Here is a 12,606-nt window from a genome sequence, read left to right on the forward strand (position 1 = left end):
CCCCCCTTTCGGGAGCCGCTTGGGGTTCTAGTTCAATTTTCTGTTTCATATAAGGGAGTTAGCCATGGCGCAAGAAACCATTTTCAGCAAAATCATCCGTAAAGAGATCCCCGCCGACATCCTTTATCAAGACGATCTGGTCACCGCATTCCGGGATATCCAGCCCAAGGCCAAAACCCATATTCTGATCATCCCCAATGTGCTGATCCCCACCGTCAATGACGTGGAAGCCGAACATGAACTGGCCCTTGGCCGGATGTTCACCGTGGCCCGCAAACTGGCAAGCGAGGCGGGCATCGCCGAAGATGGCTACCGCCTCATCATGAACTGCAACCGCCACGGCGGGCAGGAGGTCTACCACATCCACATGCATCTGGTCGGTGGCCAGCCGCTGGGACCGCTGCTCAGCCTGTAATGAATCGCCACGCCTCAACCTGCCGCAGCGCCCTGTTGCTCTGCGGCGCCCTGCTGTTGCTGGGAGGCTGCGCCTCCCGCTGGCAGGATATGTTCGTCTCCTACTCCGATCAGATGGTGCCCCTGCGCAACCAGCTGCTGCTGGGCCATGCCGCCGAGGTGCTACCCGAAGTGCGCGACTCCACCCTTGGGGATGACACCTTTGTGCTGGATCGGCTCGAACAGGGGCGCATTGCTTGGCTGGCGGGTCAGGATGCGGGCAGCAAGCAGGCGTTCACCGCCGCCGACAGCCGCCTTCAGTGGGAAGACAATCAGGCCGAATACCGGCTGAGCCACGGTCTGGATCAGGTGGGCAGTCTGCTCACCAACGATCAGTCGATGGCCTATCGTACTCCCGATTACGAACGCACCATGCTGCACCACTATCTGGCCCTCAACTACCTGCAACGGGGAGATGCCGATGGTGCCTTGGTGGAGGTGCGCCGGGCCAATCAGGTGCAGGAGCAGGCCCTGAAACGGCGAGCCGATGAGGTGCGCAAGGCGAAGGATGAGAGCGAAGAGGCCGAAGCAGAAGACGAGATGCGCCAGCTGATGTCGCGCGGCGCACCGGATCTCGACCGGTTGATCGGCAAGGTCAAAAACGGTTTTCAGAACGCCTACACCTTCTATTTTTCCGCCGTGCTCTATGAGGCGGCCGGGGATCTCAACGATGCCTGGGTCGACTATCAGCGCGGCTACCAGATAGCGCCGGACAACCGCAGCCTGCAAGATGCCTTGCTGCGTCTGGCTGTGCTGCGTGGCTCACCGGACGAGATCCGCGAGACCGAGAAAAAGATAGGCCGCAAAGCACCGCCGCTTGCAAAAGATCAAGGCCAACTGGTGGTGCTGTTTGAAGATGGTTTGATCCCGGCACGGCGCGAACTGTTCCTGCCGCTCCCCATCTCCACCTCCCGCGGCGATTTTCGCACCTTTACCGTCGCCATCCCCTATTACGATAATCGGGCCAGCGACACCGGCCCGCTGACGGTGGAAGTCGGCAAGCGGGTCGAGCAGACCAGCGAGCTGGTCAGGCTGGAAGCGCTGGCCGCCAAAGATCTGCAGGAGCGGCTGCCCGGCATGCTGACCCGCCAGGCGCTGCGGCTGGTGGCCAAGGAGCAGATGCGCCGCACCGCCGCCAAAGAGGGAGGCGATGTGGGCAATATTCTGGTGGGGATCTTCAACACCCTCTCCGAGCGGGCCGATACCCGCAGCTGGCTGACGCTGCCAGCTCAGGCATCGAGCTGGCAGGGAATAGTGCCGGCAGGTGACATCAATCTCACCCTGGGCGCGGGGGCAGCCCAGCGGCAATTGCCGCTCACCATCCACAAGGGACGCATCACCCTGGTCTGGGTACAGCGCCTCGGCGCCGGTCTGACCACCCGGGTGATGCCGCTCTGAGCAGACGGCGAAGAGAGATGAGCAAGACAATTAACCGGGCAGGCACACACGCGGCCCCACTCACCCCGATTAAGGAGAGCAAGATGAAAGCATACGGGTTGGCCCTCGGGCTCGCGCTGCTGCTGACCGGCTGCGCCACCAACACCTCCGGCGTGGCGCTCTATGGCCCGGCGGGCGGTGCTCCCACGCTGGAGCAGCATCAAAACGTCAACGTCACCCTGACCGAGCTGAGCCGCCGCCAGCAAAATGGCCTGCTGCAGGTCAATGTGGCCGCCGCCAGCACCCAGCGCGGCGATAACAAGCTGCAATATATCTTCTATTGGTATGATGAGGCCGGTCAGGAGGTCGCCAGCGATGGCCGCGGCTGGACCCCCATCAAGCTGCATGGCTATCAGACCCGCACCCTCTCGGCCCTGGCGCCCAGCCCGGCGGCGCAGGGTTACCGGATTTACGTACGCGAAGTGATTGAGGAATCCTACTGATGAAAATGAATCATGCCCTGCTGATATTGACCTCTGCATTGCTCTTGGGCGGCTGCTCCAGCACCATGGTCAGCTATGGCGATCCCACTGAAACCGAAACCGTCACCGTCGATTACGGCTCAAGCGATCTGCAGGCCATCGCCGACAAGATGGCGGACTCCATGCTCGCCTCCCCTGCCACCAGCGAGATCACCGCAGGCGGTCGTCCGGTGATGTTTATGGACTCTATCCGCAACAAGACCTCCGAGCACATCGATACCGAAGCCATCACCGATACCATCCGCACCAAGTTGCTGCGGGCCGGCAAGTTCCGCTTCGTCGACATGAGCAAGGTGGCCGCTGTCAAGCAGCAGCTCGAATACCAGCAGAGCAGCGGCATGGTGGATCCTGCCTCCATGGTGCGGCTTGGCAAGCAGACCGGTGCCCGCTACATGGTCTATGGCAACCTCGCCAGCATCGTCAAGGACAATGGCAAGGTGAAGGATGTCTACTACCAGATGACCATGAACCTGATGGATCTGCAAAACGGCGAACTGCTGTGGGCCGATCAGAAAGAGATCCGCAAGCAGGCGAAGAAGTCCACCTTTGGCTGGTAACAGGCTCCCGCTGACAGGCAACTGTGATCCGCTACTGGCCAGCCTGCCCGCCCCCTGGCGGGAGGGGCAGCTGGAACCACTCGGGTTAGGCCTGACCAACTGCAACTATCGACTGCGCCTCCCCTCGGGGCGCAGTTACTTTTTGCGTCAGGGCCACTCCGACCCGGTGCGCCTTGGTATCGACCGTCCCACCGAGTGGCAGCTTTATCAGGGGGCGATGGGCGAAGGGTTGGCACTGTCTTGCCACTATGGCGATCCCGCCAGCGGTCTGATGCTGCTCGAATGGTGCGATGAGCCAAGCTGGGTACACGCGGCGCCACCGGAAGCCGATCAGCCCCGTCTGCTGGCTGAGGTGCTGCGCAAGCTCCATCGCCTGCCGCTGCCTGCGGTGGTGATGGCGGTGCGAGCCCACGCCGCAGGCTATCGCGCCCGACTGGCCCGAATTCCTTCCTGGCTGCCCGCCCTGGAGCGGAGCTTGCTCGCCAGCAGTGAGCCAAATGATTGCTGGCGCCCTTGCCACCATGATCTCAATCCGGCTAACTTGTTGGGAAGCAAACCCTGGGTCATCGACTGGGAGTATGGCGCGGCAGGTCACCCCGGCTTTGAGCTCGCCAGCATCCAGCGCACCCATGAGTGGCCCGCCGAGCGGCGCGACGAGCTGGAAGCGCACTATCTGCAGGCCGTGCCGCGCCACCAGTGGCCCGATTTTCAGAGCGAGGCATTTTTACCCTGGGTCGACTATATCGGCCTGCTCTGGGCCCTGCTGATGGCAGAGCAACAGCCCTCACTCGACTATGACACCCTGATCGCCATCAACCGGCAACGACTGGAGTAACAGATGATAAACAAGGTGCGCTGGCACAAGCCGAAAACCTGGGGTCTGCTGCTGATCGGCCTGCTGCTGACCGGCTGCTCCACCCGGGTGATCTACTACTGGCTCGATACCGCCATCATCTGGCAGCTGGATGACTACTTTGCCCTCTCCTATTCGCAGAAGGATCTGCTCAGCCGCGAAGTGAAGGGGCTGATGGCCTGGCACCGCCAGCACGAGCTGCCGCGCTACGCCAGGGATCTCGATGCACTGGCCAAGGCGGTGGCCAGCCCCATGACGCCGGAGCAGATCTCGACCAATCTCGATGCGGTGCAGCAGAGCCTGACCCGCACGCTGGAAAATACTATCCCCCGCGCGGTCAGGCTGGCGCGCACCCTGACCGATGAGCAGGTGGCCCGCTTTATGACCGATCGGGTCAAGCGGCAACAGGAGCGGCAAAAGGACTTTGCCACTGAGCCCAAAGAGCAGATGCTGGCGGAGTTTCGCGACAAGATGAACAAGCGGCTCGAGTTCTGGATTGGCGAGGTGAAACCGGCACAGGCGCCACTGGTGGCCCAGTGGGCCGAATGGCAATACGAGCTGATGCCCCCCTGGCTCGAGTTTCAGGAGTCTTGGACCCAGGAGCTGGACAGGCTGATGAAGCAGCGCCAGAGTCCCGACTTTACCCGTGAACTGACCGACCTGCTGGCCGAGGGGGATGGGCTGATGGATGGCCGCTTTACCGGCTATACCGAACAGTCGCGCCAGCGTACCGTCAACTGGCTGAGCGCCATGAGCCAGTCGCTGGATATCTCCCAGCGGGCCCATCTCTACTCCCTGCTCAAGGGTTATGCCCGCGACTTCAAGCAGATGAGCAGCAGCTGACGAGCGGCATCGAATGGTGCCATGCGCCCGGGGCAACCTTGTTCAAACCGGGCGCTTATGGTAGTTTGCCCTTTCTATTTATCGGGAATTAACTTTTTGCGCCTTATCGACAAAGTAAAACTGGTGCTGGTAACTCTGGTTATCGCCCTCACCCTGCTTTGTTCCATCGCCCGAATGGAAGGCCCGCTGCTACCCGCATCTCCCCAGAGTGAACAGCAGCAGACTCAGGTGTTCAATCAGCTTAGCGACAGCGATGATGGCATCATCAAGTTTGTCGGCAGCCATCAGAATCACCTGCTGCGTCTCGAACAATCCCTGCGCAGTGACAACCAGCCCAAGAGTGTGGTCTACGAGCTGATCCAGAGCTGGTCGGCCCAAGCCATCCTGCTGTTGCTGCTCGGCTGGCTGATGCTGGCACCCGAGCTCTATCACAAACAGAGTTTTCGCGATCGCTTCGGTGCGATCCACCGGCGCCATCTACAGCGCCAACATCTGCAATATCGCTTCACCCAGAGCTATCTGAGCGCCTGACCCCGGAGGGGCTGGCACATCCACTGTTTGCTCATCTCCTCTTCCTGACGGATCCGGCGGCTGCCTGATCCGCATCTGATGCATCCCATTTTTTGCGCCTTGCCGAGCCTTGTTGTTATCGGCCCAGGCACCATTCTCCTGACAGAGGCTTGTTTGCCATGAGAAAGAGCAATCGCACCGTTCTCAACCGCATGAGCAAGTGGCAGTACGCACTGCTGCTGTTGATGCTGTTGACCTTTACCTTTTACTCCCTGCCCACCTTTTTCGGTGAGCAGCCCTCCCTTGGCCTGCACGGACAGCAGCGCCTGACCACCCAGCAACAGATGTTGCTGAGCGACAAGCACCTGACACCGGTTAAGGTGATCGAGCAACCTGAGCGGGTCGAGCTGGTCTTTGCCAGTCAGGGCGAGCAGCAGCGAGCCAAGCAGTTGCTGGAGCAGCAAGGGGTCGACAGTGCCGCCCTGACCCTGGAGTTTCACTCCAACGCACCGGCCTGGATCACCCGCCTCGGCGCCGACCCCATCAAGCTGGGGCTCGATCTGCGTGGCGGTTCCCAGCTGCTGATCGGGGTGGACGTGGACTTTGTCATCGACAATCAGACCAAGAATCTGGTGGATACCCTGCGTACCCGCTTCCGTGAAGCCAACCTGCGCGGCGCCGGCGTCACGCGCAGCGCACAGGGCGCCGTAGCCGTCACCCTGCCGGAGGTGGCCGAACAGGAGAGCTGGATCGCCATCATCAAGGAGAGTGCCGGTACCCGTCAGGATCAGTGGAAGCTGACCCGCTCCGGCAATGATCTGAAACTGGTGCTGAGCGAGGCGGAGCGCACCCTGCTGGTCAACAACGCCGTGACCCAGAACCTGTCGATCCTGAAAAAACGGATCAATGAGCTCGGCATCGTCGAGGCCTCGGTGGTGCGTCAGGGGCAGGATGGTATCCGTATCGAACTGCCCGGGGTACATAACCCCAAGCAGGCGAAAGAGGTGATCGGCGCCACCGCCTCGCTGGCCTTCTACGAGGCCAAAGCCGACAGCCACTTCTACATCGCCGATCGCAACGGTCAGGCCGTCGGCATGGCACGCAAGCCGGTACTGACCGGCGAGCACATCGTCGATGCCCGCGCCAACATGGGCGAAATGGGTCAACCCCAGGTCAATATCGTGCTCGACACCCTGGGTGGCAGCAAGATGAACCTGTTCAGCCGCCAGCATGTGGGCAAGCCGATGGCAACCGTCTTCACCGAGTACAAAACCAACGCCCAGGGCAAACTGCGCGCCCAGAGCGAGGTGATCAACGTCGCCACCATCCAGACCGCCCTTGGCAACCAGTTCCGCATCACCGGCATTGGCAGTCTGCCGGAGGCGCAAGAGCTGGCCATGCTGCTGCGTGCCGGCGCCCTCACCGCCCCTCTCAAGATCCTGGAGGAGCGCTCCATTGGCCCGACGCTGGGGATGCAGAATATCGAGGCGGGCTTCACCGCGCTGGCCTTCGGTATGGCGGGCATGATGCTGTTCATGATGGCCTGGTACCGCAAATTCGGCTGGGTTGCCATCACGGCGCTGGTCGCCAACCTGTTGATGCAGGTCGGCATGCTGGCAGTGCTGCCGGGCGCCGTGCTGACCCTGCCGGGGATCGCCGGTCTGGTGCTGACGGTGGGCATGGCGGTGGATACCCATGTGCTGATCTTCGAGCGGATCAGGGACCGGCTGCGAGAAGGGGGCTCACTGGCCAACGCCATCGACTTTGGCTATCGCTCCGCCTTCCACACCATTTTCGATGCCAACATCACTACGCTCATCTGCGCTGTAGTGCTCTACTCCATCGGCTCCGGTCCGCTGCAGGGCTTCTCCATCACCCTCATTCTGGGTCTGCTCTCCAGCATGATCACCGGGATCTGGGGGACGCGCGCCATCATCAACCCCCTGTGGGGACGCAGCAACGAGCGCACGCTGAAGGTGTAACGGGACAGTTGTCCCTCTGATGAGCGGCTTTGGCGGCGCCATCGGCCATGGATATGGCCGGGGCGGCCAAAGCAGAACACTATTTCCCGGCTTGTCGCGACACGTCGTGATGGGCCAACAGCCAGATGCTGGCTGGCCAAGGAGAGAATTATGTTGAGAATGATCGTTGCCATGGGGCTGACCCGTTGGCGTTATATCGGCCTGTGGGCTTCCATCCTGCTGACCGTGGCCAGCGTCGCCATCTTGCTGGTGAACGGCCTGATACTGGGGCTCGATTTTACCGGCGGGATCCTGCTGGAGTTTCATATCCAGACCCTGAAAGAGGCCCATGAGCTCAATGCCATGCTGGTCTCACCGCTGGCGGGAGCCGTTGAGCTGAGCTCGGCCGGTATTCCCGGCGAGTGGTTGATCAAGCTGCCCCCCCACGAACTGCCCTGGCCCGCGGCGGATCTCGCCACCATGCTGACACAGCAGTTGGGGATGCCGGTCGAGTTGCTGCGCACCACCATCGTCGGCCCTCAGGTGGGTGCCGAACTGTTCCAGCAGGGTATGCTGGCGGTGCTGGTCGCTTCGCTGGCGATGTCAGCCTATCTGGCGTTTCGCTTCGAGTGGCGTCAGGCCATCGGCATCCTGCTCTCGGTGGTCCATGACGCCATCGTGGCGCTGGGGCTGCTGTCACTCTTTCAGATCGAATTCGATCTGAACATCATCGCCGGTTTGATGGCGGTGATCGGCTACTCCCTCAACGACAGCATCGTCATCTCGGACAGGCTGCGGGATCTGCTGAGCTCGCGTACCCAGATGGGCATCCACGAGTGCTCCGATGTGGCCATCAAGGCGACCTTCAGTCGCACCATGATCACCTCGGGCACCACCCTGTTTACCGTGGGAGCTCTGTTGCTGTTTGGCGGTGACGCCCTCTACGGCTTCTCCTTCACCCTGTTTGCCGGGATCCTGGTGGGCACCGTCTCCTCCATCACCGTCGCCTCGACCGTACAGGAGCTGCTTGGGCTTACCCCGCAGGCTTATCAGAAAAAGAGCGAGGAGCCACTGGCCAACGCAGCCTGAACCTTGTTAATCAGGCCCGGCTCACCGGGTCTCAACAAACCAGGCCCCTGCCAGCCATTGGCAGGGGCTTTTTCATCCCTCCTCTCTCGCAGCCCATTTTGGTACTCGGCTCGCTTCAATTGACAACTGACCATATTGAAAGCAATGACGGATCAACCCGTCATTTTTAATAACAAAAAGGTCATTTTATTACGTCAGAAACCATAAAATGTGACTGAAAGCACTTTCTTGAGGGCTCAAAGGAGGCAACATTGTAGTGATTTATCTACAAAGGGATATGAGATGTTGTTACAACCTGCCAATACAGCAAAATCCAGACAGTTGCTGAACGAGACCATGGCTTTGGTACTCGCAGGAGGGCGGGGTAGTCGCCTCAAACAGTTAACCGACAACCGTGCAAAACCTGCCGTTCATTTCGGCGGCAAATTCCGCATCATCGATTTCGTGCTCTCCAACTGCATCAACTCCGGCATCCGTCGGGTCGGTGTCGTGACCCAGTACAAATCCCACAGCCTGTTGCGCCATCTCCAATCGGGCTGGTCTTTCCTGCGCTACCAGATGAACGAGTTTATCGATCTGCTCCCTGCCCAGCAGCGGGTGGATGAGGTGAACTGGTATCGGGGTACCGCAGATGCGGTCTACCAGAATCTGGATATCATCCGCGATCACGCCCCCAAATATGTGGTGGTGCTGGCGGGCGATCACATCTACAAGATGGATTACGCCGCCATGCTGCTCGACCACGTCAATATGGGCGCCAAGGTGACCGTTGCCTGCATCGAGGTGCCACGCAGTGAAGCAAGCGCCTTCGGGGTAATGGCGGTGGATGATGATCGCAAGATCAATGCCTTCGTCGAAAAGCCTGCCAACCCGCCCGCCATGCCGGGCAAGGCCGACACCGCGCTGGCCTCCATGGGCGTCTATATCTTCGATGCGGAGTATCTCTATCAGCTGCTGGAAGAGGACATTGCCAACGAGCAGTCCCATCACGATTTCGGCATGGACGTGATCCCCCGCGTGGTGAAAGAGGGCACCGCATTCGCTCACCCGTTTGGCATGTCCTGTGTCGGCTGCTGTCCGGATCGCCGCCCCTACTGGCGCGATGTGGGCACCGTGGACTCCTTCTGGGAAGCCAACATGGATCTCGCCTCCGTCACGCCGGAGCTCGATATCTACGATCAGGACTGGCCCATCTGGACTAGCCAGAACATGACTCCTCCCGCCAAGTTCGTGCAGGACCGAAACGGCCAGCACGGCATGACCATCAACTCCATGTTTGCCGGGGGCACCATCGTCAGTGGCTCTTTCATCCTGAGTTCGGTGCTCTTTACCAATGTGCGGGTCGACTCCTTCTGCACTCTGGATCAGGCCGTTATCTTCCCGGGTGTGGAGATTGGTGCCGGTTGCCGACTGCGCCGGGTGGTGATCGACAAGGGGTGCAAACTGCCGGAAGGCACGGTGATAGGTGAAAACGCCGATGAAGATGCACGTCGCTTCCACCGCTCCGAGCAGGGCATAGTGCTGGTCACCCAGGGGATGCTCACTCGCCTGAACAAAGAGCTGCAGGGAAAACAAAAGCGCTGATCCGCAGCCAGACGGGATCCCCCTTCCTACCGCAAAGGGAGCCATTATGGCTCCCTCTTTCTATGGCTGACCAGATAGCCACCTCACACCATCATTGCCATCGCGTTGTAGTCTCCCAGAGATACCATTTACTGTGGGTAAACAGCTGGACAACGTAGCCTTCACGCCCTCAAGTAGTAAACATTAGATTACACAAAAACCATTAAGCCTCCGAAAAATCCTCTGTATTATTCCTGTTCGCGCTATATAGCAGCTCCTTTATCTGACTTTTTAGCGGTAAACCCACTAGTTTCACTTGATTGTTTGTTTTTCCTTGGTAAGGTGAGTGCGGTTGCGTAACAAAGCAGGTACCGGTGTAAATATATAGGTACAGCCGCTTTTGGCTTAATACAGTAGAGAGAATGAAATCATGCAAAGAGACCCCCTGAACAACATCCATATCCAGTCCGAACAAGTGATGATCACGCCTGCCCAGCTCAAGGAGAAGTTACCCATCTCCGACAAGGCGCTGGCATTCGTGCAAGGGGCCCGCAATACCATCGCCGACATCATTCACCGCCGCGATCACCGGCTGCTGGTGATCTGTGGCCCCTGCTCCATCCACGACATGGACGCCGCCAAAGAGTACGCAACCAGACTCAAAGCGCTGCATGATGCCTATCAGGACTCTCTCTACATTGTCATGCGGGTCTACTTTGAGAAGCCGCGCACCACGGTCGGCTGGAAAGGCTTTATCAACGACCCCAATCTGGATGGCACCTTCGATGTGGAGCTGGGGCTGCACCGTGCCCGCGAGCTACTCTGCTGGCTGGCGGAGCTGGAGTTGCCGCTGGCCACAGAAGCGCTCGATCCCATCAGCCCGCAATACCTGGCCGAGCTCTTCTCCTGGTCAGCCATCGGCGCCCGCACCACCGAATCCCAGACCCACAGGGAGATGGCCTCCGGCCTCTCGATGCCGGTCGGCTTCAAGAACGGCACCGACGGCAACTTGGGGACTGCCATTAATGCGTTGCAAGCGGCCTCCTCCCCTCACGCCTTTATGGGGATCAACCAGCAAGGCCAGGTTGCGCTGCTGCAGACCCAGGGCAACCCGGATGGCCACGTGATCCTGCGCGGCGGCAAACATCCCAACTATGACTCGGTCAACGTGTCACTGGCGGAAGAGGCGCTGGAGAAAGCGGGCCTGCTGCCGAGCCTTGTGGTGGATTGCAGCCACGGCAACTCCAGCAAAGATCACCGTTTGCAGCCCAAGGTGGCTGACAACGTCATCCACCAGATCCAGGAGGGCAACCGCTCCATCATCGGGGTGATGCTCGAATCCAACCTGTTCGAGGGAAACCAGTCCAGCGAGCAGCCCAAGCAGCAGATGCGCTACGGGGTCTCCATCACTGATGCCTGCATCGACTGGGACACCACCGCCACCCTGCTGGCCCGCTGCCACAACCAGCTGGCTGACCCCCTCAAGGGCAGAACTGCACGGTAAGCCGTGGTATCTTGTCGTAACCTATTGAACAATCGAGGTATCACTAGTGGTGGCATCAAACCGCTCATGCCGTGATACCTTGTTGCATATTGATTTTCAGGGCGCCGCTGCGGCGCCAGCAGGGACTGGATATGGCTGAAGAGTTGAATGTACTCAGGGACAAGATAGATGCGGTGGACAAGCAGCTGATCGATCTGCTGGCCGCCCGTCTGGCCCTGGTGGGAGAAGTGGGTGAAGTAAAGAGCCGCCACGGCCTGCCCATCTATGCACCGGATCGGGAAGCGAGCATGCTGGCCCGCCGCCGCGCCGAGGCTGAGCAGTTGGGGGTGCCCGGCGATCTCATCGAAGACGTGCTGCGCCGGGTGATGCGTGAATCTTATGCCAGCGAGAAAGATACCGGCTTCAAATGCATAAAGCCGGATCTTGGCAAGGTGGTCATCATCGGTGGTCAGGGCCAGCTTGGCCGCTTGTTCGGCCATATGTTCAGCCTCTCAGGCTATCGGGTCGAGACGCTGGAACAAGCCGACTGGCCGCGCGCTGACGAGATCCTCGCCGGAGCCGGTCTAGTGATGGTGGCGGTGCCCATCGATATCACCTGCCAGATCATCGACCGCCTCGGCAACCTGCCCGCCCACTGCCTGCTGGTCGATGTCACCAGCGTGAAAGCGGTGCCGCTCGAACATATGCTGGCGGCGCACCAAGGGCCGGTACTGGGACTGCACCCCATGTTCGGGCCGGATGTGGCGAGTCTCGCCAAGCAGGTGATCGTCTGCTGCCAGGGTCGTGACCCCGCCGCCAGCCAATGGCTGCTGGATCAGATGACCATCTGGGGCGCCCGCTTGCAACAGGTGGAAGCCAAGGCCCACGATGAGGCGATGACCCTCATTCAGGCACTGCGTCACTTCGCCACCTTTGCCTATGGCTGGCACCTCTCCCGGGAGCAGGCCAATCTGGATCGCCTGCTGAGTTTGAGCTCCCCCATCTACCGGCTGGAGCTCGCCATGGTGGGACGGCTGTTCGCTCAGGATCCCCACCTCTATGCCGACATCATTTTGTCGTCACCGCAGAATCTGGCGATGATCCGTCGCTACTACCAAAACTTCGGCGAAGCGATGGGGCTGCTGGAGCGGGGGGACAGGGATGGTTTCATCGAGGCCTTCTCGCAAGTCTCCGGTTTCTTCGGCGAGCATGCCGACCAGTTCCTGCGTGAAAGCCGCATGCTACTGGCCCAGGCCAACGACCGCCGCCAACACGGCTGATCCTGCAAAAGCAACTACCTCATATCGCCAGAAAGGGAAGATACTCAGGCATCTTCCCTTTTTTGTTTATTACCGATTTCAACGCTAACTCAGTC

The 12,606-nt window shown here is 60.1% G+C and carries 12 protein-coding genes; all 12 read left to right on the forward strand.

The features are described 5' to 3' along the window. Nucleotides 1-64: 64 nt before the first annotated feature. Nucleotides 65-415: a purine nucleoside phosphoramidase gene (hinT, locus tag ACTG2W_RS05055; RefSeq protein WP_021231009.1), complete on the forward strand. Its 351-nt coding sequence runs from the start codon at nt 65-67 to the stop codon at nt 413-415. Then, nucleotides 415-1,851, forward strand: a complete 1,437-nt coding sequence (locus tag ACTG2W_RS05060) for a COG3014 family protein (protein WP_245147856.1) — start codon at nt 415-417, stop codon at nt 1,849-1,851. Before hinT ends, ACTG2W_RS05060 begins: the two co-directional genes overlap by 1 nt. Before the next feature lie 83 nt (nt 1,852-1,934). After that, a complete protein-coding gene (locus ACTG2W_RS05065) occupies nt 1,935-2,333 on the forward strand; it encodes a YcfL family protein (RefSeq protein ID WP_005334038.1) in 399 nt (132 codons plus the stop codon). Next, the gene (gene lpoB, locus ACTG2W_RS05070; protein ID WP_245147855.1) at nt 2,333-2,929 is read left to right on the forward strand and encodes a penicillin-binding protein activator LpoB; all 597 of its coding nucleotides are present in this window, start codon (nt 2,333-2,335) and stop codon (nt 2,927-2,929) included. Before ACTG2W_RS05065 ends, lpoB begins: the two co-directional genes overlap by 1 nt. After that, nucleotides 2,919-3,764 (forward strand): phosphotransferase, encoded by an 846-nt coding sequence (locus ACTG2W_RS05075; protein WP_440016080.1) that lies wholly within the window; start codon nt 2,919-2,921, stop codon nt 3,762-3,764. Before lpoB ends, ACTG2W_RS05075 begins: the two co-directional genes overlap by 11 nt. A gap of 3 nt (nt 3,765-3,767) precedes the next feature. Then, nucleotides 3,768-4,625: a DUF6279 family lipoprotein gene (locus ACTG2W_RS05080; protein ID WP_440016081.1), complete on the forward strand. Its 858-nt coding sequence runs from the start codon at nt 3,768-3,770 to the stop codon at nt 4,623-4,625. A 96-nt stretch (nt 4,626-4,721) separates the two neighbouring features. Further along, a complete protein-coding gene (locus ACTG2W_RS05085) occupies nt 4,722-5,156 on the forward strand; it encodes a hypothetical protein (protein WP_005334044.1) in 435 nt (144 codons plus the stop codon). 158 nt (nt 5,157-5,314) lie between these two features. Then, on the forward strand, nt 5,315-7,117 hold the full coding sequence (secD, locus tag ACTG2W_RS05090) for a protein translocase subunit SecD (protein ID WP_421283931.1): 1,803 nt from the start codon (nt 5,315-5,317) through the stop codon (nt 7,115-7,117). Nucleotides 7,118-7,267: 150 nt separating this feature from the next. Further along, on the forward strand, nt 7,268-8,185 hold the full coding sequence (secF, locus tag ACTG2W_RS05095; protein ID WP_216948376.1) for a protein translocase subunit SecF: 918 nt from the start codon (nt 7,268-7,270) through the stop codon (nt 8,183-8,185). Nucleotides 8,186-8,467: 282 nt separating this feature from the next. Continuing rightward, the gene (glgC, locus tag ACTG2W_RS05100) at nt 8,468-9,769 is read left to right on the forward strand and encodes a glucose-1-phosphate adenylyltransferase (RefSeq protein WP_005334047.1); all 1,302 of its coding nucleotides are present in this window, start codon (nt 8,468-8,470) and stop codon (nt 9,767-9,769) included. 409 nt (nt 9,770-10,178) lie between these two features. Next, nucleotides 10,179-11,252: a 3-deoxy-7-phosphoheptulonate synthase gene (locus tag ACTG2W_RS05105; RefSeq protein WP_005344622.1), complete on the forward strand. Its 1,074-nt coding sequence runs from the start codon at nt 10,179-10,181 to the stop codon at nt 11,250-11,252. 131 nt (nt 11,253-11,383) lie between these two features. Continuing rightward, complete coding sequence (tyrA, locus tag ACTG2W_RS05110; protein ID WP_421283928.1) at nt 11,384-12,511, forward strand: bifunctional chorismate mutase/prephenate dehydrogenase; 1,128 nt, start codon at nt 11,384-11,386, stop codon at nt 12,509-12,511. Nucleotides 12,512-12,606 lie beyond the last annotated feature (95 nt).

Source organism: Aeromonas sp. 96A (genome assembly GCF_051919165.1).
GTDB lineage: Bacteria > Pseudomonadota > Gammaproteobacteria > Enterobacterales > Aeromonadaceae > Aeromonas > Aeromonas veronii.